Source organism: Streptomyces sp. SudanB5_2050 (assembly GCF_964272335.1).
GTDB lineage: Bacteria > Actinomycetota > Actinomycetes > Streptomycetales > Streptomycetaceae > Streptomyces > Streptomyces rochei.
Genome location: NZ_OZ186760.1, coordinates 5,573,958 through 5,593,930 on the forward strand (window position 1 = coordinate 5,573,958; position 19,973 = coordinate 5,593,930).

At 71.8% G+C, this 19,973-nt stretch carries 22 protein-coding genes and 1 pseudogene; 22 read left to right on the forward strand and 1 reads right to left on the reverse strand.

Annotated features, from left to right (window positions below; genetic code table 11):
• The first annotated feature begins 235 nt into the window (after positions 1 to 235).
• The 17 genes and pseudogenes from ACFZP7_RS24960 (at position 236) to ACFZP7_RS25040 (ending at position 13,727) form a co-directional block, all read left to right on the forward strand.
• Positions 236 to 832 (forward strand): hypothetical protein, encoded by a 597-nt coding sequence (locus ACFZP7_RS24960; RefSeq protein ID WP_019328775.1) that lies wholly within the window; start codon positions 236 to 238, stop codon positions 830 to 832.
• 240 nt (positions 833 to 1,072) lie between these two features.
• Complete coding sequence (gene rpsP, locus ACFZP7_RS24965) at positions 1,073 to 1,492, forward strand: 30S ribosomal protein S16 (protein ID WP_019328776.1); 420 nt, start codon at positions 1,073 to 1,075, stop codon at positions 1,490 to 1,492.
• A gap of 2 nt (positions 1,493 to 1,494) precedes the next feature.
• On the forward strand, positions 1,495 to 1,734 hold the full coding sequence (locus tag ACFZP7_RS24970) for an RNA-binding protein (protein ID WP_003973401.1): 240 nt from the start codon (positions 1,495 to 1,497) through the stop codon (positions 1,732 to 1,734).
• Between the two features lie 127 nt (positions 1,735 to 1,861).
• Positions 1,862 to 2,446 carry a ribosome maturation factor RimM gene (gene rimM / locus ACFZP7_RS24975; RefSeq protein WP_385635800.1) on the forward strand — a complete coding sequence of 195 codons (585 nt, stop codon included), beginning with the start codon at positions 1,862 to 1,864 and terminating at the stop codon, positions 2,444 to 2,446.
• Entirely contained in the window at positions 2,446 to 3,279 is an 834-nt protein-coding gene (gene trmD / locus ACFZP7_RS24980; RefSeq protein ID WP_385638518.1) for a tRNA (guanosine(37)-N1)-methyltransferase TrmD, read from the forward strand. The genes rimM and trmD overlap by 1 nt, the downstream gene beginning before the upstream one ends.
• Positions 3,280 to 3,415: 136 nt before the next feature.
• The gene (gene rplS / locus ACFZP7_RS24985) at positions 3,416 to 3,766 is read left to right on the forward strand and encodes a 50S ribosomal protein L19 (RefSeq protein ID WP_016432403.1); all 351 of its coding nucleotides are present in this window, start codon (positions 3,416 to 3,418) and stop codon (positions 3,764 to 3,766) included.
• A gap of 45 nt (positions 3,767 to 3,811) precedes the next feature.
• A complete protein-coding gene (gene lepB, locus ACFZP7_RS24990; protein WP_385635802.1) occupies positions 3,812 to 4,633 on the forward strand; it encodes a signal peptidase I in 822 nt (273 codons plus the stop codon).
• Positions 4,626 to 5,708: pseudogene (gene lepB, locus ACFZP7_RS24995) on the forward strand (signal peptidase I); the annotation flags it as partial. The gene lepB (ACFZP7_RS24990) and the pseudogene lepB (ACFZP7_RS24995), both read left to right, overlap by 8 nt.
• Complete coding sequence (gene lepB, locus ACFZP7_RS25000; RefSeq protein ID WP_046249475.1) at positions 5,599 to 6,606, forward strand: signal peptidase I; 1,008 nt, start codon at positions 5,599 to 5,601, stop codon at positions 6,604 to 6,606. The pseudogene lepB (ACFZP7_RS24995) and the gene lepB (ACFZP7_RS25000), both read left to right, overlap by 110 nt.
• A 291-nt stretch (positions 6,607 to 6,897) precedes the next feature.
• Positions 6,898 to 7,674, forward strand: coding sequence for a signal peptidase I (gene lepB / locus ACFZP7_RS25005; RefSeq protein ID WP_385635806.1), 777 nt, complete (start codon positions 6,898 to 6,900; stop codon positions 7,672 to 7,674).
• Positions 7,664 to 8,188 carry an NUDIX hydrolase gene (locus tag ACFZP7_RS25010; RefSeq protein ID WP_030971609.1) on the forward strand — a complete coding sequence of 175 codons (525 nt, stop codon included), beginning with the start codon at positions 7,664 to 7,666 and terminating at the stop codon, positions 8,186 to 8,188. The genes lepB (ACFZP7_RS25005) and ACFZP7_RS25010 overlap by 11 nt, the downstream gene beginning before the upstream one ends.
• A 56-nt stretch (positions 8,189 to 8,244) precedes the next feature.
• Complete coding sequence (locus ACFZP7_RS25015) at positions 8,245 to 8,553, forward strand: DUF2469 domain-containing protein (RefSeq protein ID WP_003965949.1); 309 nt, start codon at positions 8,245 to 8,247, stop codon at positions 8,551 to 8,553.
• 118 nt (positions 8,554 to 8,671) lie between these two features.
• A complete protein-coding gene (locus ACFZP7_RS25020; protein WP_385631293.1) occupies positions 8,672 to 9,034 on the forward strand; it encodes a YraN family protein in 363 nt (120 codons plus the stop codon).
• A complete protein-coding gene (locus ACFZP7_RS25025; RefSeq protein ID WP_385635809.1) occupies positions 9,034 to 10,659 on the forward strand; it encodes a YifB family Mg chelatase-like AAA ATPase in 1,626 nt (541 codons plus the stop codon). The genes ACFZP7_RS25020 and ACFZP7_RS25025 overlap by 1 nt, the downstream gene beginning before the upstream one ends.
• Entirely contained in the window at positions 10,656 to 11,903 is a 1,248-nt protein-coding gene (gene dprA / locus ACFZP7_RS25030; protein ID WP_385635812.1) for a DNA-processing protein DprA, read from the forward strand. The genes ACFZP7_RS25025 and dprA overlap by 4 nt, the downstream gene beginning before the upstream one ends.
• A gap of 283 nt (positions 11,904 to 12,186) precedes the next feature.
• The gene (gene whiG / locus ACFZP7_RS25035) at positions 12,187 to 13,029 is read left to right on the forward strand and encodes an RNA polymerase sigma factor WhiG (protein ID WP_029394084.1); all 843 of its coding nucleotides are present in this window, start codon (positions 12,187 to 12,189) and stop codon (positions 13,027 to 13,029) included.
• Positions 13,030 to 13,169: 140 nt separating this feature from the next.
• On the forward strand, positions 13,170 to 13,727 hold the full coding sequence (locus ACFZP7_RS25040; protein WP_030971615.1) for a TetR/AcrR family transcriptional regulator: 558 nt from the start codon (positions 13,170 to 13,172) through the stop codon (positions 13,725 to 13,727).
• 606 nt (positions 13,728 to 14,333) lie between these two features.
• Here the strand turns inward: ACFZP7_RS25040 and ACFZP7_RS25045 are convergent.
• Complete coding sequence (locus tag ACFZP7_RS25045) at positions 14,334 to 15,032, reverse strand: murein hydrolase activator EnvC family protein (protein WP_385635814.1); 699 nt, start codon at positions 15,030 to 15,032, stop codon at positions 14,334 to 14,336.
• 271 nt (positions 15,033 to 15,303) lie between these two features.
• On the opposite strand from ACFZP7_RS25045, the gene rpsB reads away from it, so the two are divergent.
• The 5 genes from rpsB to ACFZP7_RS25070 all read left to right on the forward strand — a co-directional run bounded on the left by rpsB (position 15,304) and on the right by ACFZP7_RS25070 (position 19,964).
• On the forward strand, positions 15,304 to 16,206 hold the full coding sequence (gene rpsB / locus ACFZP7_RS25050; RefSeq protein WP_019328874.1) for a 30S ribosomal protein S2: 903 nt from the start codon (positions 15,304 to 15,306) through the stop codon (positions 16,204 to 16,206).
• Positions 16,207 to 16,303: 97 nt separating this feature from the next.
• On the forward strand, positions 16,304 to 17,140 hold the full coding sequence (gene tsf / locus ACFZP7_RS25055) for a translation elongation factor Ts (protein ID WP_019328875.1): 837 nt from the start codon (positions 16,304 to 16,306) through the stop codon (positions 17,138 to 17,140).
• A 202-nt stretch (positions 17,141 to 17,342) separates the two neighbouring features.
• Positions 17,343 to 18,101 (forward strand): UMP kinase, encoded by a 759-nt coding sequence (pyrH, locus tag ACFZP7_RS25060; protein WP_019328876.1) that lies wholly within the window; start codon positions 17,343 to 17,345, stop codon positions 18,099 to 18,101.
• Between the two features lie 181 nt (positions 18,102 to 18,282).
• Entirely contained in the window at positions 18,283 to 18,840 is a 558-nt protein-coding gene (frr, locus tag ACFZP7_RS25065) for a ribosome recycling factor (protein ID WP_029394086.1), read from the forward strand.
• Positions 18,840 to 19,964 carry a phosphatidate cytidylyltransferase gene (locus tag ACFZP7_RS25070; protein ID WP_385635817.1) on the forward strand — a complete coding sequence of 375 codons (1,125 nt, stop codon included), beginning with the start codon at positions 18,840 to 18,842 and terminating at the stop codon, positions 19,962 to 19,964. Before frr ends, ACFZP7_RS25070 begins: the two co-directional genes overlap by 1 nt.
• The last annotated feature ends 9 nt before the right edge of the window (positions 19,965 to 19,973 follow it).

Genomic DNA, 19,973 nt, shown 5'->3' on the forward strand with positions numbered 1-19,973 from the left:
GCCGAAACGCCCCTTGCGCACGCGCGAGCCCCACGCACCCCGGCGCGTGGACGGGGCCTACGCGCCGGCGCGTACGTCGGACTACGCACCAGCTTGTGGTGAGCTGTGAGGCTTCTCCGCAGATCAGCGCACCCGCCCTCGTCGCGACGCATCAGCGGCAACTGACGGGTACGTGCAAATTATTTGGGATGCCCCGGAATAGGAACACAGCGGCACCCCGGCTCGTTGTCATTACGTGAGCACGACACCACCTGTTCTCGCCGCAGAGCTGGCGCAGGCGTGGGCCGACATTCAGCGGCACCACACCGAGCTGCCGGATCTTGCCGCGCCCGAGTCCCTGATCGGAGAGTCGTCGTCCGCCTGCGGGCACGAGCTCTCCTTCGAGCGACTGCTCCATGAGGCAGTCCACGGCATCGCCGCCGCGCGCGGAGTACGCGACACCTCCCGCGCGGGGCGCTATCACAACCGTCGATTCCTTGCGATCGCCGAGGAGTTGGGCCTCGACCACCCCGAGGAGCCGCATCCCAGCAGCGGCTTCTCGCTGGTCACGCTCACCCCCGAGGCGAAGCGCCGTTACCGCCCGACGATGGAGCGCCTCCAGCGCGCCCTGAAGGCCCACACCGCCGCGACCGCGACCGACTCCGCCCGCAGCTTCCGCGGCCCGGCCGCCCGCCACGGCTCCTCCGGGGGAGGGGTGCGGGTGAAGGCCGTCTGCGACTGCGGGCGCAACGTGCGGGTCGTTCCGTCGGTGCTGGCCCAGGCCCCGATCATGTGCGGCGGCTGCGGCAAGCCGTTCCGTATCCCGGAGGTGGTCGGCGCGGCGGCGGGCTGAGGATCCGGCTGCTCGTGGCAGCCGGATCCGGGCGCGGTGCGCGGTGCCCGGTCCGCCTTCCGGTCCGGCCCTCGGTCCGGCGGGTCCGCACGCGTGTGGCACAATGGCTAGCTGTACTCGACAGTCGCACAGGACCCCTCTCTCCTCCGGCTGACGCGTCCATCGGGCACTCGGGTACCGCAACCCCACGCGGCCTTCCCGCCGTGCCCACCCACGTCAAATCCAGGAGAACCCACTCCCGTGGCAGTCAAGATCAAGCTGAAGCGTCTGGGCAAGATCCGTTCGCCTCACTACCGCATCGTCGTCGCCGACTCCCGTACCCGCCGTGACGGCCGGGCCATCGAGGAGATCGGCAAGTACCACCCGACGTACAACCCGTCGGTGATGGAGGTCGACGCCGAGCGCGTGGCGTACTGGCTCTCCGTCGGCGCCCAGCCGACCGAGCCCGTGCTCGCCATCCTGAAGAAGACCGGCGACTGGCAGAAGTTCAAGGGCGAGCCCGCCCCGGCGCCGCTGCTGCAGCCGGCCGAGAAGTCGGCCCGTCCGTCCTTCGAGGCGCTCGGTGGCGACGACGAGGGCAAGGGTGAGGCGATCACCCCGAAGAAGAAGGCCGAGAAGAAGGACGAGGCTCCGGCCGAGTCCGAGTCGACCGAGGCCTGAGCATGCTCGAGGAGGCTCTCGAGCACCTCGTGAAGGGCATCGTCGACAACCCTGACGATGTGCAGGTCGCCTCGCGCAACCTGCGCCGCGGGCGGGTGCTCGAGGTCCGGGTCCACCCCGACGACCTCGGCAAGGTGATCGGCCGCAACGGCCGCACCGCACGCGCTCTGCGCACCGTCGTGGGCGCCATCGGCGGCCGGGGCGTCCGCGTCGACCTCGTCGACGTGGACCACGTCCGCTGACGCCGAACGCAGCACCGGCTCGGGCCGGGGAGGGCCACTGGGCCGTCCCCGGCCCGCAGTCGTTGTGAGCCCCGTACGGCAGCAGTCCCGTACGGCTCGCCGCAGTTCCGACAGGAGATCAACCACAGTGCAGCTGGTAGTCGCGCGCATCGGCCGCGCCCACGGGATCAAGGGCGAGGTCACCGTCGAGGTCCGCACCGACGAGCCGGAGCTGCGGCTCGGCCCCGGTGCCGTCCTGGCCACCGACCCCGCCTCCGCGGGGCCGCTCACCATCGAGACCGGCCGGGTCCACAGCGGCCGGCTCCTGCTGCGCTTCGCCGGCGTCCACGACCGCACCGGCGCCGAGGCGCTGCGCAACACCCTCCTGATCGCCGACGTCGACCCGGACGAGCGTCCCGAGGACGAGGACGAGTACTACGACCACCAGCTGATCGACCTCGACGTCGTGACCGAGGACGGCACCGAGGTCGGCCGCATCACGGAGATCTCCCACCTGCCCACGCAGGACCTGTTCGTCGTGGAGCGGCCCGACGGCAGCGAGGTCTATGTGCCGTTCGTCGCCGAGATCGTCACCGAGATCGACCTCGACGAGCAGCGCGCGGTCATCGACCCGCCGCCCGGCCTGATCGACGACCGAGCCGAGATCGCCTCCTCGCGCGACGCCGCCGAAGAAGACGCCGCCGAAGAAGGCGAAGAAGGGGACGGCGCGTGATGCGGCTCGACGTCGTCACGATCTTCCCCGAGTACCTGGAACCGCTGAACGTCTCCCTGGTCGGCAAGGCACGCGCGCGTGGGCAGCTCGACGTCCACGTGCACGACCTGCGGCAGTGGACGTACGACCGCCACAACACCGTCGACGACACCCCGTACGGCGGCGGTCCCGGCATGGTGATGAAGACCGAGCCGTGGGGCGAGGCGCTGGACGCCGTCCTGGCCGACGGCTACGAGACGGGCTCGGGCGCGCCCGCCCTGGTCGTCCCCACGCCCAGCGGCCGGCCCTTCACCCAGGAACTCGCCGGCCACCTCTCCGAGCGGCCCTGGCTGATCTTCACCCCGGCCCGCTACGAGGGCATCGACCGCCGGGTGATCGACGAGTACGCGACCCGGATGCCGGTCTTCGAGGTGTCCATCGGCGACTACGTCCTGGCCGGCGGCGAGGCGGCCGTCCTCGTCGTCACCGAGGCCGTGGCCCGGCTGCTGCCCGGCGTCCTCGGCAACGCCGAGTCCCACCGGGACGACTCCTTCGCCCCCGGCGCCATGGCCAACCTCCTGGAGGGCCCCGTCCACACCAAGCCGCCGCAGTGGCGCGGGCGCGGCATCCCGGACGTGCTGCTCAGCGGCCACCACGGCAAGATCGCCCGCTGGCGACGGGACGAGGCCCTGCGGCGCACGACGGCCAACCGGCCCGACCTGATCGAGCGGTGCGAGCCCGCGGCCTTCGACAAGAAGGACCGCGAGATGCTCTCCATCCTGGGCTGGGAGCCCGACCCGGAGGGGGAGCCGTACGGCCGATTTTGGCGCAGGACCCCCGGCATGGAAGAATAGGCGGCTGTTGTGCGTCCGTCCGGAGCGCGCCCCTGCCACAGGGGGAGACGACGCCCGTCCCGACCCGCACGACCCTGATTCCGAAACACCTAGTTTCCGCTGATGACCTGTGGCATCAGCGAAGAAAGCAGACGAAATGTCTCACCTGCTCGACTCCGTCGACGCCGCGTCGCTGCGCAGCGACGTCCCGGCCTTCCGCCCCGGCGACACCGTCAACGTCCACGTGCGCGTCATCGAGGGCAACCGCTCCCGTGTGCAGCAGTTCAAGGGCGTCGTCATCCGCCGCCAGGGCGCCGGCGTGCGCGAGACCTTCACGGTCCGCAAGGTCTCCTTCTCCGTCGGCGTCGAGCGCACCTTCCCGGTGCACACCCCGATCGTGGAGAAGATCGAGCTCGTCACCCGCGGTGACGTCCGCCGCGCCAAGCTGTACTACCTGCGCGAGCTGCGCGGCAAGGCCGCGAAGATCAAGGAGAAGCGCGAGAGCTGAGCGCCCTCCGAGGTCCGCGCCGGGGCCGGATAGCATCTGGCCCCGATGGACACCGAAGCACAGCACACGGAGCGCGACCGCTCCTCCCGCCCTTCCGACTCCGAGCAGCCCTCGGAACCGGAGGGACCGGAGGAACGGTCGCGTTCCGCGTTCACGGGGTGGATCGCGCGGTGGGTGCCGGGCGGCCGGATCACCGTGACCCTCCTGGCACTGCTCGCCTTCCTGCTGCTGCTGAGCACCTTCGTGCTCCAGCCGTTCCAGATCCCCAGCGGGTCCATGGAGCGCGGATTGAGGATCGGGGACCGGGTTCTCGTAAACAAGTTGGCGTACCGTTTCGGTGACGGGCCGCGGCGGGGAGACGTCGTCGTCTTCGACGGCACCGGGCTCTTCGGGCACGGCGACTACATCAAACGCGTTGTCGGTGTGGGCGGGGACCACGTGGTGTGCTGCGACAGGGAGGGGAGGCTCCGGGTGAACGGCCAGTCGGTCGACGAGTCGGCCTTCCTCCACCCCGGCGACCGCCCGTCCACGGTGCCCTTCGACGTCGTCGTCCCCGACGGCACCCTGTTCGTCCTCGGCGACCACCGGTCCGCGTCCAGCGACTCCCGGGACCACCTGGGCTCGCCGGGCGGCGGCATGGTCCCGGTCGACGAGGTGATCGGCCGCGCCGACTGGATCGTCTGGCCCTTCGGCCACGCGACCCACCTGGACCGTCCGGACGCCTACGGGCGGGTGCCGGAGGCGGAGGCGGGGGAGGCGGACGGAGTGGGCGCGGGTACGGGGGACGACGTGTCCGGCGGTACGGCCGGTGGTGCGCTGGACGGAGCGGCCGGTGGTGCGCGCCGGTCCGAGGGCGCCGATGGGTAGCCGGGGCAAACCGCGGGGGGCTCCCAGCAGCCCCACCGAGAACCTGCTGCCCACCGGCTCGCGGCGCACCGGCCCGCCGTCCGGCGGCCGGTCCCGGGCCGAGCGGCGAAAACTGCAGCGCAAGGTCAAGCGACGCCGCAGGCGAAGCGCGGTCAAGGAGATACCGCTCCTCATCGGCGTGGCCGTTCTCATAGCGCTGGTGCTGAAGACCTTTCTGGTCCAGGCGTTCGTGATCCCCTCGGGCTCCATGGAGCAGACCATCCGGATCGGTGACCGCGTCCTGGTGGACAAGCTCACCCCCTGGTTCGGCTCCGAGCCGCAGCGCGGGGACGTCGTCGTCTTCCGCGATCCCGGCGGCTGGCTCCAGGGCGAGCAGACCACCAAGAAGGACGACCCCGTGGTCGTCAAGCAGGTCAAGGAAGGTCTGGCCTTCATCGGGCTGCTGCCGTCCGACGACGAGAAGGACCTCATCAAGCGGGTCGTCGGCGTCGGCGGGGACCGGGTCAAGTGCTGCGACACCCAGGGACGCGTCACGGTCAACGGCGTCCCCCTGAACGAGGACTACCTGTACCCCGGTGACGTCCCCTCCCGGACGCCCTTCGACGTCACGGTCCCCGAGGGGCGCCTGTGGGTGATGGGCGACCACCGGTCCAACTCCGCCGACTCCCGCGCCCACCAGGACACCGACTTCGGCACGGTCTCCGAGGACGAGGTGGTGGGGCGGGCGATGGTGATCGCCTGGCCGTTCGGGCACTGGACCACCCTGGAGGAACCGAAAACGTACGCGTCCGTGTCCGACTCGGCCTCCGCCTCGACCGCCGCCCCCGAACTGTCGCATAGGGTTGCCCCCTACGATCCGAACGCGATGATTCAACTCCCGACCCCTGCGGAACTCCCGCTCGTTATGGGAGTGGTGGGCCTGCACCGGGTGAGGCGCAGGCGGTGGCAGAGAGTGAGGAGTTGGCGTGGGGGATGTGGCGGTTGGCGCACGGTCCGGACACGACGGCGAGGAGAACCGCGGACGCCCCGTGGGGTCGGCCGGCCCGGCCCCGGACGGCGCCCCGGCCTTCGGACACGACTCCGGGACCGAGGACGGCAGGGTGACGGACGAACAGAGCGGGACGCAGGACGAGGGCGTGGGCGGGACGCCGCCCCCCAGCACCAAGGCCGCCAAGAAGCAGCGTTCCTTCTGGAAGGAACTGCCGATCCTCATCGGCATCGCGCTGGTGCTCGCCCTGCTGATCAAGACCTTCCTGGTGCAGGCGTTCTCGATCCCGTCCGCCTCGATGCAGAACACGCTCACGATCAATGACCGTGTCCTGGTGGACAAGCTCACCCCCTGGTTCGGTTCCGAGCCCGAGCGCGGCGAGATCGTCGTCTTCCACGACCCGGACAACTGGCTCGCGGGCGAGCCGACGCCGGACCCGAACGCGCTGCAGACGGTCCTCAGCTGGGTCGGCCTGATGCCGTCCGCCGACGAGAAGGACCTGATCAAGCGCGTCATCGGGGTCGGCGGCGACACCGTCGAGTGCGAGGGCACGGGCCCGCTCAAGGTCAACGGCAAGGCGCTGAACGAGGAGTCGTACGTCTACCCGGGCAACACGCCGTGCAGCCAGGACGACCAGGGCGGCCAGTTCAAGGTGAAGGTCCCCGAGGGCTCCATCTGGGTCATGGGCGACCACCGGCAGAACTCCCGCGACTCCCGCTACAACCAGTCCGACAAGCACGGCGGCATGGTCCCGGTGGAGGAGGTCGTCGGCCGGGCCATCGTGATCGCCTGGCCGATGAACCGCTGGGACAACCTGCCGGTCCCCGAGACCTTCGAGCAGGACGGTCTGCAGGCGGACGGCCCGCAGACCCGCTCCTCGGCCGCCGCCGCGCTGTCGGTCGCCCCCCAGGGACTGGCGCTCGCCGGTGTCGTCCCGGTCGTCTGGTGGCGCCGCCGGCGCATCGCCGCGGCGGAGACGCGCTGAGACGCGGCGGAGACGCACTGAGAACTGAGGCGGGGCGGGCCGCCTGGCCGTGCGGGGCTCGGCGAGTCGCCGAGGTCCGTCGAGTCCGCGGCTGCGACCCGCTGAGTCCGTCGGAACCCGTCGATCTCGCCGCGACCGACGAACACGCCGGGACTCGCCGAGAAGACGGCCGCCCCCCGCTTCGCTTCCGTCGGGCGGTGCGTTCGGCCCGGCCGGGGCCTCGTGAGGGTGGTCGCCTCCGCTCCGGGAGGGGCTGCCCCGTTCCGGTACCGCCGGGTAAGGTGCGGCTTCATGGGTGGCGAGAGCACGACACGTACGGCCCCGCGTGGCGGCGGCGGGAGCAAGGCCCCGGTGGGCAGCCGGACGGGGCAGCGGCTGTCCGGCCTCGCCGTGGCACTCGGTCTGGTGCTGTTCCTCGGAGGGTTCGCCTGGGGAGCGGTGGTCTACCGCCCCTACACCGTCCCCACCAGTTCGATGGCGCCGACCATCGGCGCCGGTGACCGGGTGCTCGCGCAGCGCATCGAAGGCGCCGACGTCCGCCGTGGCGACGTCGTCGTCTTCAAGGACGCGACCTGGGCGAACGCCCCGATGGTCAAGCGGGTCGTCGCCGTCGGCGGGGACACCGTCTCCTGCTGCCAGGAAGGCAAGCTCAAGGTCAACGGCAAGGCGATCGACGAGCCGTACCTGCCCGCCGGTACGCCGGCCGAGATCAGCGACTTCCCCACCGTCACCGTGCCCGAGGGCCGCCTGTTCCTGCTCGGCGACGAGCGGGACAACTCTGTGGACTCCACCGCCCACCTCACCGACGCCGCCGGCGGCACCGTGTCGCGCGGCGCCGTGGACGCCCGCGTCGACGCCGTGGTCTGGCCGATGAACGGCATGCTGGAGCGCCCGACCGGTTTCGAGGCGCTGGGCGGCCTCTCGTCGCCCGGCCCGCTCCGCACGGTGGTGGCCCTGGTCGTCGCCGGTGCCGTGCTCATCCTCGGCGGCGCCGCGTACGGACCGTTCGCCAAGCGGGCCGCGGCCGCCCGCGCCCGGACCGGGACGGGGAGCACCGGTGGCCGCTGAGACGCCACCGGCCGGGCGGGACACCTACGAGGGCGGACTGCGCAGGGTCGCCCGGGTGGTGCTGCTCGACTCCGAGGACCGCATCCTGCTCCTGCACGGTCACGAACCCGACGACCCGGCCGACGACTGGTGGTTCACCCCGGGCGGCGGCGTGGAGGGCGACGAGACCCGCGAGGAGGCCGCACGGCGGGAGCTGGCCGAGGAGACCGGCATCACCGACATCGAGCTGGGCCCGGTGCTGTGGCGGCGCCGGTGCTCCTTCCCCTTCGCGGGCCGTCGCTGGGACCAGGACGAGTGGTACTACCTGGCCCGGACCAGCCAGACCACGACCCGGGCCCTCGGCCTGACCGAACTGGAGCGGCGCAGCGTCGCCGGAGCGCGCTGGTGGACGTGTCGGGAACTGACCCGGGCACATGAGACGGTGTATCCGACCAGACTCGCCGAGCTGCTGCGCAAGCTGCTCGACGAAGGTCCGCCCGCCGGGCCGGTGACCCTGGACACCGAAATCGTCTAGGGGCTCACGGGACTGGCGCACAATGGTGGGACCGCACGGCTGAAGGGGAACATGCCATGAGCGCCGAGGACCTCGAGAAGTACGAGACCGAGATGGAGCTGAAGCTCTACCGGGAGTACCGCGACGTCGTCGGTCTGTTCAAATACGTGATCGAGACCGAGCGGCGCTTCTACCTCACCAATGACTACGAGATGCAGGTGCACTCGGTCCAGGGAGAGGTGTTCTTCGAGGTCTCCATGGCCGACGCCTGGGTCTGGGACATGTACCGGCCGGCCCGCTTCGTCAAGCAGGTCCGCGTCCTCACGTTCAAGGACGTGAACATCGAGGAGCTGAACAAGAGCGACCTGGAGCTCCCCGGCGGCTGACGGCCCCGAAGTCCGCACCCGCGCGGGTGACCGGGTTCTCCACAAGCGCGTGACCGTCCACCAAGATCCAACAGCTCGCTGAGCTGCCCTCATCGTTGGCGCCGGAGGTGGTGCCGACATGAACGCACGAGGTGCGATGGGCAGGTACGGCGAGACGCTCGCCGCCCGCAGGCTGACCGGGGCCGGCATGACGGTCCTGGAGCGCAACTGGCGCTGCGGCAGGACCGGGGAGATCGACATCGTGGCCCGGGACGGGGACGTCCTGGTCGTCTGCGAGGTCAAGACGCGCAGGGCCGGCTCCTTCGAGCACCCGATGGCCGCGGTGACCCCCGACAAGGCGGACCGGCTGAGGCGCCTCGCCGAACGCTGGATCCACGCGCACGGAGGCGCCCCGCCCGGCGGCGTCCGCATCGACCTGGTCGGGGTTCTCCTCCCGCGGCGCGGCGCCCCGGTGGTCGAGCACGCCAAGGGGGTGGCGTGATGGGGTTCGCGCGTACGTGCTCCGTGGCGCTCGTCGGCGTCGAAGGCGTGGTCGTCGAGGTCCAGGCCGACCTGGAGCCCGGTGTGGCGGCGTTCACGCTGGTGGGGCTGCCCGACAAGAGCCTGACCGAGAGCCGGGACCGGGTCCGGGCCGCGGTCGTGAACTCGGGCGCCGAGTGGCCCCAGAAGAAGCTGACGGTGGGACTCAGCCCGGCGTCGGTGCCCAAGAGCGGCAGCGGTTTCGACCTGGCGGTCGCGGCGTCGGTACTCGGCGCCGCCGAGCGGATCGACCCCCGGGTCCTCGCCGACATCGTGATGATCGGCGAGCTGGGCCTGGACGGACGGGTGCGTCCGGTGCGCGGCATCCTGCCGGCGGTCCTGGCCGCCGCCGAGGCCGGGTACGAGCAGGTCGTCGTGCCGGAGTGCGCCGCCGCCGAGGCGTCCCTGGTGCCGGGCGTCTCGGTGCTCGGCGTGCGCAGCCTGCGCCAGCTCATCGCCGTCCTCGCCGACGAGCCCGTGCCCGAGGAGGAGCGGGACGAGGAGGGCAGGCCCGATCCGCTCCTCGCGGGCCTGCGCATGCCCGGCACCGGCGCCGCCACCGGGATGCACAGCATGGGCGCGGCGCAGTACGAGCACGCCCACGACCTCGCCGACGTCGTGGGCCAGGAATCGGCGCGCACGGCGGTCGAGGTCGCCGCGGCCGGCGGCCACCACCTGTTCCTGGAAGGCCCGCCCGGCGCCGGCAAGACCATGCTCGCCGAGCGGCTGCCGGCCATCCTGCCCCCGCTCCGCCGGGCCGAGTCGTTGGAGGTCACCGCGGTGCACTCGGTGGCCGGCCTGCTGCCGCCGGGCAAACCGCTCATCGACGCGGCCCCCTACTGCGCGCCGCACCACTCCGCCACGATGCAGGCCCTGGTCGGAGGCGGGCCCGGCATCGCGCGGCCGGGCGCCGTCTCGCTCGCGCACCGCGGCGTCCTGTTCCTCGACGAGACACCGGAGTTCAGCAGCCACGCCCTCGACGCCCTGCGCCAGCCTCTGGAGTCCGGGCATGTCGTCATCGCGCGCAGCGCGGGCGTGGTGCGCTTCCCGGCGCGGTTCCTGATGGTGCTCGCCGCCAACCCGTGCCCGTGCGGGCGGTTCTCGCGCACCGACGAGCTGTGCGAGTGCCCGCCCTCCGCCATCCGTCGCTATCAGGCCAGACTGTCCGGCCCCCTGCTGGACCGGGTGGACCTCCGGGTCGAGGTGGACCGCCTCACCCGCGGCCAGCTGGCCGGGGACGGCTCCCGCGGCGACAGCACCGCGACGGTCGCCGACCGGGTCAGGGCGGCCCGGGAGCGGACGGCCCTGCGCCTCGAGGGCACGCCGTGGGGGACCAACAGCGAGGTGCCCGGACGGGAGCTGCGCAGCCGCTGGCACGCCGCTCCAGGCGCGATGGACGAGGCGGAGCGCAGCCTGGAGCGGGGCGTGCTCACCGCCCGCGGTCTCGACCGGGTGCTGCGCGTGGCCTGGACCGTCGCCGACCTCGTCGGCCACGACCGCCCCGACGCGGGCGACGTCGCCCTGGCGCTGCAACTGCGCACCGGCGTGCCGCGGGGCGCCCTCATGACCCTGGGGGCGCCGGCATGAGCGGGGGAGCGGCGGGTGAGGGCAAGGTGGCAGGAGACGGTCTCGACGCCCGTGGGGACGAGGGGCGCGGGGACGACGTCGGCTCGGCCGGCTCCCCGACGGACGACGACGAGCTGCTCGGCCGGGTCTTCCTCACCAGGGTCGTCGAACCCGGCGACGAGACCGGCGGACGGTGGGTGCGCGAGCGGGGCGTCGCGGAGGTGGTGCGCCGGCTGCGCGAGGGCGGGCGCCCCCTGCCGGGCGTGAGCGCGAAACGGTGGGCCGGGCTCCGCGCCCGGGCCGTGCGCGCCGACCCACGCCGGGACCTCGCGGTCGCGCGGGCGGCGGGTGCGCGGTTCGTGACCCCCGGGACGAGCGAATGGCCCGGCCAGCTCGACGACCTGGGCGATGCCCGGCCCCTCGGGCTGTGGGTGCGCGGCAGGCCGAATCTGCGCGTGTGGGCGCTCAGGTCGGTGGCCGTCGTGGGCGCCCGCGCCTGCACCGAGTACGGGGCGCACATGGCCGCCACCCTCGCCGCCGACCTGGCGGAACGCGGCTGGGTCGTGGTCTCCGGCGGCGCCTACGGGATCGACGGCGCCGCCCACCGGGGCGCCCTCGGCGCGGGCGGCGCCACGGCGGCCGTGCTGGCCTGCGGAGTCGACCGCCCCTACCCGCCCGGCCACGCCAAGCTGATCAGCAGAATCGCGGAGCAGGGGCTGGTGATCGGGGAGCTGCCGCCGGGCGATCACCCGACGCCGAGCAGATTCATCCTCCGCAACCGGGTGATCGCCGCGCTCACCCGGGGCACGGTGGTCGTCGAGGCCGCGTACCGCAGCGGCTCGCTGGTCACCGCGCGGGCCGCCCAGCGCCTGGGCCGGCACACGATGGGCGTCCCCGGACCGGCCACCAGCGCGCTCTCCGGGGGAGTCCACGAGCTGCTGCGCGGCGACGGGGTCCTCGTCGGGGACGCCGCCGAGGTCGTCGAACTGGTCGGCGACATGGGCGAGCTGCCCCCGGACCGGCGCGGGCCGGTGCTCCCCACCGACCTGCTGGAACACCGCATCCGACAGGTGCTGGCCGGGCTCCCCGCGCGAGGATCGGCGACCGCGGCCGAGGTGGCGCGCCGGGCCCAGACCACACCGGACGACGCGATCGCGAGACTGTACGAGCTTCGAGCACTTGGTTACGTCGAACGACACGGCGACGGCTGGAAGTTGACACGCCAGGCGATGATCTCGGTCCGCGGCGGCCGGCGCACGTGTTGACCCTGCGTGTTCGGCCGTCCGGGGGAACCCCGACGCCCTTGGGATTCCCGGCAGTTGGGGTATTCGAGTGATCACGCAGAGCGATCATCGTCCCCCCTGTAGGGCGTTCAGCGGAACGTATCTGCGTACCGGCGTCCCTATGCTCTTCGCGCACCGCGACAGTCCAGTCACGCTACGCTCACGATGACCCCCACGCAGTTCCTGACAACAGGCGACAACCAGACGGCAGACCGGCGGCCTCACCAGGCACACCAGATCACGGCAGAACGGCACAAGGCGACGAATGCCCCAGCACACCTCCGGGTCCGACCGGGCGGCGCTCCCCCCAGCCGCCCGCGACGGTGGCAGCGTGCGACCGCCCGCCCCCTCGACGCTCGACGAGCTGTGGCGGTCGTACAAGGCGACGGGGGACGAGCGGCTGCGGGAACAGCTGATCCTGCACTACTCGCCCCTCGTGAAGTACGTGGCGGGCCGGGTGAGTGTGGGACTGCCGCCCAACGTCGAGCAGGCGGACTTCGTCTCCTCGGGAGTGTTCGGGCTGATCGACGCGATCGAGAAGTTCGACGTCGACCGGGAGATCAAGTTCGAGACGTACGCGATCACTCGCATCCGGGGCGCGATGATCGACGAACTGCGGGCGCTGGACTGGATCCCGCGGTCGGTCCGGCAGAAGGCCCGCAACGTCGAGCGTGCCTACGCGACCCTGGAGGCCCGGCTGCGCCGCACCCCCTCGGAGAGCGAGGTGGCCGTCGAGATGGGAATCGCCGTCGAGGACCTCCACGCGGTCTTCAGCCAGTTGTCGCTGGCCAACGTGGTGGCCCTGGAGGAGCTGCTGCACGCCGGGAGCGAGGGCGGGGACCGGCTGAGCCTCATGGACACGCTGGAGGACACCGCCGCGGACGATCCGGTGGAGGTCGCCGAGGACCGGGAGCTGCGGCGGCTGCTGGCCCGGGCGATCAACACGCTGCCGGAGCGAGAGAAGACCGTCGTCACGCTCTACTACTACGAGGGCCTCACCCTCGCCGAGATCGGCAACGTGCTGGGTGTGACGGAGAGCCGGGTCAGCCAGATCCACACCAAGTCGGTGCTGCAACTGCGCGCGAAGCTCGCCGGATTCGGCCGCTGACCTGCCCGGGAGCCCGGCGGTCGGCCCGATGGCGGGCACGCCCGGTGACCCGGTCGGCGGTCGTGCGGCCGGGTGAGCGACTCCCGGAGGCGGGCCCGCGTCCGTAAAGTGGTGACGTGCCAAGGATTCGAGCGGCCTCCGTGGCCGAGCACCGGTCGATGCAGCGTGCCGCCCTGCTGGACGCGGCTCGCTCCCTGCTGTCCGACGGCGGGACGGAGGCGCTGACCTTCCCCGCCCTCGCCGAGCGCACGGGCCTGGCCCGGTCGTCCGTCTACGAGTACTTCCGGTCCCGGGCGGCGGTCGTCGAGGAGCTGTGCGCCGTCGACTTCCCGGTCTGGGCCGCGGAGGTCGAGGCGGCGATGGAGCGCGAGACGGCCCCCGAGGGCAAGGTCGAGGCGTACGTCCGCAAGCAGCTCGACCTCGTCGGGGACCGGCGGCACCGGGCCGTCGTGGCGATCTCCGCGAGCGAGCTGGACGCCGGCGCGCGGGAGAAGATCCGCGCGGCGCACGGCGGACTGATCGCCATGATCGTCGAGGCGCTGGGGGAGATGGGCCACGCCCAGCCGCGGCTGGCGGCGATGCTGCTGCAGGGAGTCGTCGACGCGGCCGTGCGGCGGATCGAGCTGGGCGCGGCGGAAGAGCCGGACGCGATCACGGAGGCGGCGGTCTCCATGGCCCTACGAGGCGTACGAGGCTGACGCCCCCTGCGGCCCGCAGGACCGGCGTCCGTTCCCGCGCTCGCAGCGCACCAGGTGTTCAGGCGTTCCGGCCGGTGTGTGGCCCATGCCCGGCCTGGAGTCGTCGGGCTGCTCGCATCCTCAGGTGATGCCCGTCCGCAGGGCCGGTGCCCGGGGTCGGTTTCCGTGCCCGTGGCGCATCAGGCACCAGGCGTTCCGGCCGGTGCCCTGCGGGAGCCGTCGGACGGCCCGCAACCACAGAGTGATGCCCGGCCTCATGGCCGGCGTCAGTGGCACCGTGCGGCGGTGCACCGGGCGCCCAAGTGCCTCGGCCGGTGCCTCGCAGGAGCCGTAGGGCAGCGCGCACCCGCAGGGCGACGGCTCCCCATAAGGCCGGTGCCCGGCCTCCGTAGCCGCGCTCGCGGCGCACCCAGATGCCCGGCCGGTGTAGGCCCAGTGCCCCGCTGGAGTCACTCGGCGGCTCGCATCCGCAGGGTGACGCCTGCCTCTGCCTCGCAGGGCCGCCGGTTTTTCGTTCCCCGCGCTCGCGGTGCACCAGATGCCCGGGCGCTCCGGCAGGTGCGAGGCCAGCGACCGGCAGCAGTCGCCGGGTGGCGTCCGTGCCCCTCACTGACGCGGTACGTATGCCTGACGTCCCTGTGCCCGTGGGCCGGCGGGGCCCGGGACGCCCAGGACCGGCAGCAGCACCGCGGGTCCCGCGTCGAGCAGCCACGGCGGGAGCAGGGAGAGCGGGTCCAGGTAGACGTCGCCGCGCAACAGGCCCCAGTGCAGGCAGCCCGCGCAGTGCGAGCCCGACGGCTCGACCGTGCCGAGCACCCCGCCCGCCGCGACCTCCTCGCCCTTCTCCACCGACACCGCCACCGGCTCGTACGTCGTCCGCAGCGGCGGATCCCCCGTCCCCGCCAGCTCCACCGAGACGACCCCCCTCCCCGCCACCCGCCCCGCGAACGACACCGTCCCGGCCGCCACCGCCCGCACCGGCGCTCCGGCCGGCGCGGCGAGGTCCACACCGCGGTGGCCCCGGCCGTACGGGGTCGCCGGGGGCTCCCAGCCCCGCAGCACCGTCGGCCGGTCACCGACCGGCCAGCCGCGCGCCACGGCAGGCACTCCGGGGTCCGGGGGGTCCGGGAGCCGGTCCGCACCTTCGGCCACCACCGCCGCAGCAGCAGCCGTTTTGGTGTTCGACGCCCGCCCCGCCTCCGGCGGTCCCGGGGCCACCACACTCAGCAGCACCACCACCCACACACCCGCGCTCACCCACCGCCCGGTCACGCATCGCCCGCTCACCCACCGCCTCGTTCGCATGCCGAAACCGTCCCGCACCCCGGCCGGTCACCGCTCCGTCCTGTGGAGCGCTCCCCGGTTGTGGACAGCCGCGTCACCCGGGGCCCCGCGGGTCCCGTACACTTCTGATGGCGATCCGGGTCACCGGGTCGACTTCGCACGCCCCGACACGAGGCCGGTCAAGGCTCGTGTCAGCGCCCCTCGGTCCCTTGTGGCAGGCGCGTCGCGGGCGTCAGGCGCGGGAGCCGTCCGGCTCACGCGGCACAACCGAGAACACCAAGGAGATACGGCCATGGCCGTCGTCACGATGCGGGAGCTGCTGGAGAGCGGCGTCCACTTCGGTCACCAGACCCGTCGCTGGAACCCGAAGATGAAGCGCTTCATCTTCACCGAGCGCAACGGCATCTACATCATCGACCTGCTCCAGTCGCTGTCGTACATCGACCGCGCCTACGAGTTCGTCAAGGAGACCGTCGCCCACGGCGGCACGGTCATGTTCGTCGGCACGAAGAAGCAGGCGCAGGAGGCCATCGCCGAGCAGGCCACCCGCGTCGGCATGCCCTACGTCAACCAGCGCTGGCTGGGCGGCATGCTCACCAACTTCTCGACCGTCTACAAGCGTCTGCAGCGCCTCAAGGAGCTCGAGCAGATCGACTTCGAGGACGTGGCCGCCTCCGGCCTCACCAAGAAGGAGCTGCTGGTCCTCTCCCGCGAGAAGGCCAAGCTGGAGAAGACCCTCGGCGGTATCCGCGAGATGTCCAAGGTGCCCAGCGCCGTCTGGATCGTGGACACCAAGAAGGAGCACATCGCGGTCGGCGAGGCCCGGAAGCTCAACATCCCGGTCGTCGCCATCCTCGACACCAACTGCGACCCCGACGAGGTCGACTACAAGATCCCGGGCAACGACGACGCGATCCGCTCCGTCACCCTGCTCACCCGCGTGATCGCCGACGCCGTCGCCGAGGGCCTCATCGCCCGCTCCGGCGCCGCCACCGGCGACAAGGGCGAGAAGGCCGCCGGCGAGCCGCTGGCCGAGTGGGAGCGCGACCTGCTCGAGGGCGAGAAGAAGGCCGAGGAGGCGCCCGCCGCCGAGGCCGAGAAGCCGGCCGAGGCTCCGGCCGCCGAGGAGGCTCCGGCTGCCGAGGAGGCTCCGGCCGCCGCCGAGGCCCCCGCCGCGGACGCCGAGCAGGCCTGACCCCTCACCACCTCCGGGTTCCGGACGGCGGGGGCCCACGAAGCCCCCGCCGTCCGGCGCCCGTAGATCTTCAGACTTCGAGAGAGATTCCGGAATCATGGCGAACTACACCGCCGCCGACGTCAAGAAGCTCCGTGAGCTCACCGGCGCCGGCATGATGGACTGCAAGAAGGCGCTGGACGAGGCCGAGGGCAACGTCGAGAAGGCCGTCGAGGCGCTGCGCATCAAGGGCCAGAAGGGCGTCGCCAAGCGCGAGGGCCGTTCCGCCGAGAACGGCGCGGTCGTCTCGATCATCGCCGACGACAACACCTCGGGTGTTCTGGTCGAGCTGAAGTGCGAGACGGACTTCGTCGCCAAGGGCGAGAAGTTCCAGAACGTCGCCACGGCCATCGCCGAGCACGTCGCCAAGGCCGCCCCGGCCGACATCGAGGCGCTCCTCGCCTCCGAGATCGAGCCCGGCAAGACCGTCCAGGCGTTCGTGGACGAGGCCAACGCCAACCTCGGCGAGAAGATCGTCCTGGACCGCTTCGCGCAGTTCTCCGGCGGCTTCGTGACCGCGTACATGCACCGCACGATGCCCGACCTGCCCCCGCAGATCGGTGTCCTCGTCGAGCTGGACAAGCCGAACGCCGAGATCGCCAAGGGCGTCGCCCAGCACATCGCCGCCTTCGCGCCGAAGTACCTCTCCAAGGAGGACGTCCCGGCCGAGGTCGTCGAGTCCGAGCGCCGTGTCGCCGAGGAGACCACCCGCGCCGAGGGCAAGCCCGAGGCCGCCCTGCCGAAGATCGTCGAGGGTCGCCTCAACGGCTTCTTCAAGGACGCCACCCTGCTCGGCCAGCCCTACGCCCTGGACAACAAGAAGTCCGTCCAGAAGGTGCTGGAAGAGGCCGGTGTCACCCTGAAGCGCTTCACGCGCATCAAGGTCGGCATCTGAGTCCGTACCGCGACGGACGCGCGACCCCGGTAGGGTCGACAGCAGTCGTCGGCGCCGTCCGCGCATGCCCTGGCGCACGCGCGTGCGGCGGACGACAGCAGATCTGACGAGGAGGCCATTGCCGCGTATGGGATGCGAAACACGCCCCCACCGGCAGTGGCCTTCTTCGTGTGTGTGACCACGTAAAAGAGGCGAGATCTCCATGACCACCAAGGCCGAGAAGAGCGACGACGGCAAAGTACGCGGCCGCTTCATGCTGAAGCTGTCCGGAGAGGCCTTCTCCGGCGGTGGGGGCCTGGGCGTCGACCCCGACGTGGTGCACGCCATCGCCCGCGAGATCGCGGCCGTCGTACGCGACGGCGCGCAGATCGCCGTCGTCATCGGCGGCGGCAACTTCTTCCGCGGCGCCGAACTGCAGGTGCGCGGCATGGACCGCGCCCGCTCCGACTACATGGGCATGCTCGGCACCGTGATGAACTGCCTGGCCCTCCAGGACTTCCTGGAGAAGGAGGGCGTCGACTGCCGCGTGCAGACCGCCATCACCATGGGCCAGGTCGCCGAGCCGTACATCCCGCTGCGCGCCGTGCGCCACCTGGAGAAGGGCCGCGTGGTCATCTTCGGCGCCGGTATGGGCATGCCCTACTTCTCCACCGACACCACCGCCGCCCAGCGCGCCCTCGAGATCGACGCCGAGGCGCTGCTGATGGGCAAGAACGGTGTGGACGGGGTCTACGACTCCGACCCCAAGACCAACCCGGACGCCGTCAAGTTCGACGCGCTCGGCTACGGCGAGGTCATCACCCGCGACCTGAAGGTCGCCGACGCGACGGCCGTCACGCTCTGCCGCGACAACAGCCTCCCGATCGTGGTCTTCGAACTGCTGAAGGAGGGCAATATCGCCCGCGCCGTCAAGGGTGAGAAGATCGGCACGCTTGTGGGTGACCAGGACAGCCGGGACTGACCGGAGAAGCACCCCCTGTCCGCGGACGCCACCTGTCCGGGGGACGGACGGGGCGGGACCGGGCCGGGGGATGGACAATGTCCCGCCGGTCGGGAACCGTGCAGGAAGAACGCGACGCAGCCGGCCGCAGCTCCGACAGGGGACCGCAGCCGGGCCTACTCAAGACACGCAGGAGCAAGTGGTGATCGAAGAGACCCTCCTCGAGGCCGAGGAGAAGATGGAGAAGGCCGTCGTGGTCGCCAAGGAGGACTTCGCCGCGATCCGCACCGGCCGTGCGCACCCGGCGATGTTCAACAAGATCGTGGCCGACTACTACGGCGCGCTGACGCCGATCAACCAGCTGGCCTCGTTCTCCGTGCCCGAGCCGCGCATGGCCGTGGTGACCCCCTTCGACAAGAGCGCCCTGCGCAACATCGAACAGGCGATCCGCGACTCCGACCTGGGCGTCAACCCGAGCAACGACGGCAACATCATCCGGGTGGTGTTCCCCGAGCTGACCGAGGAGCGCCGCCGCGAGTACATCAAGGTCGCCAAGGCCAAGGGCGAGGACGCCAAGGTCTCGATCCGCTCCGTGCGCCGCAAGGCCAAGGACGCGATCGACAAGCTCATCAAGGACGGCGAGGTCGGCGAGGACGAGGGCCGCCGTGCGGAGAAGGAGCTCGACGACACCACCGCCAAGTACGTCGCCCAGGTGGATGAGCTCCTGAAGCACAAGGAAGCCGAACTGCTCGAGGTCTGATGAACGACTCTTCCTGGGGAGCGCCGCCACAAGCCGGGTACTGGGGGCCGTCCGACCGGGGACCTGTCCAGGGCGCTGCCCCGGCGGGTCCCGCGTACGATGCGCACTACGCGCAGCAGACTCGCCCCATGCCCATCGTGCCCGACGTACCCGACCACGGCGGTGACCAGGACGACGACCAGGGGGCCGCTCGGCTGAGCGGTCCCCTGTTCGACGAGAGCCAGTCGGCGCAGCCGTATGCGGCGGCGCCGCGGAATCCGGAGCCCATGCCCGACGTCCCGCAGCCGGCGCAGCCCCAGCCGCAGAAGAAGAGCGCGGGGCGCGACCTGGGTGCCGCGATAGGGGTCGGCGTCGGACTCGGCGTGGTCATCATCGCGTCGCTGTTCGTCGTCAAGGCCGTCTTCGTCGGTGTGATCGCGATCGCCGTCGTGGTGGGCCTGTGGGAGCTGACCAAGCGGCTGGACGAGCGCAAGGGCATCAAGGCGCCCCTCGTGCCGCTCGCCGTCGGCGGCGCGGCGATGGTCGTCGCCGGGTATGTGCGGGGCTCCGAGGGCGCGTGGGTCGCCATGGCCCTGACCGCGCTGGCGGTCCTGGTCTGGCGGATGACCGAACCGCCCGAGGGCTATCTCAAGGACGTCACCGCGGGCCTGTTCGCCGCGTTCTACGTGCCGTTCCTGGCCACGTTCGTCGCGATGATGCTCATGGCGGACGACGGCCCCTGGCGGGTCCTGACCTTCCTGGTCCTCACCGTCGTCAGCGACACCGGGGCGTACGCCGTCGGCTGGCGCTTCGGAAAGACGAAGCTCGCCCCGCGCATCAGCCCCGGCAAGACCCGCGAGGGCCTGCTCGGCGCGGTCGCCTTCGCGATGGCGGCGGGCGCGCTGTGCATGCAGTTCGCCATCGACGGCGGCGCGTGGTGGCAGGGCCTGCTGCTGGGCCTCGCGGTCGCCGTCAGCGCGACCCTGGGCGACCTCGGCGAGTCCATGATCAAGCGCGACCTCGGCATCAAGGACATGGGCACCCTCCTGCCGGGTCACGGCGGCATCATGGACCGCCTGGACTCCCTGCTGCCGACGGCACCGGTGGTGTGGCTGCTGCTGGTGATCTTCGTAGGGTCCGGCTGACCGCCGCGC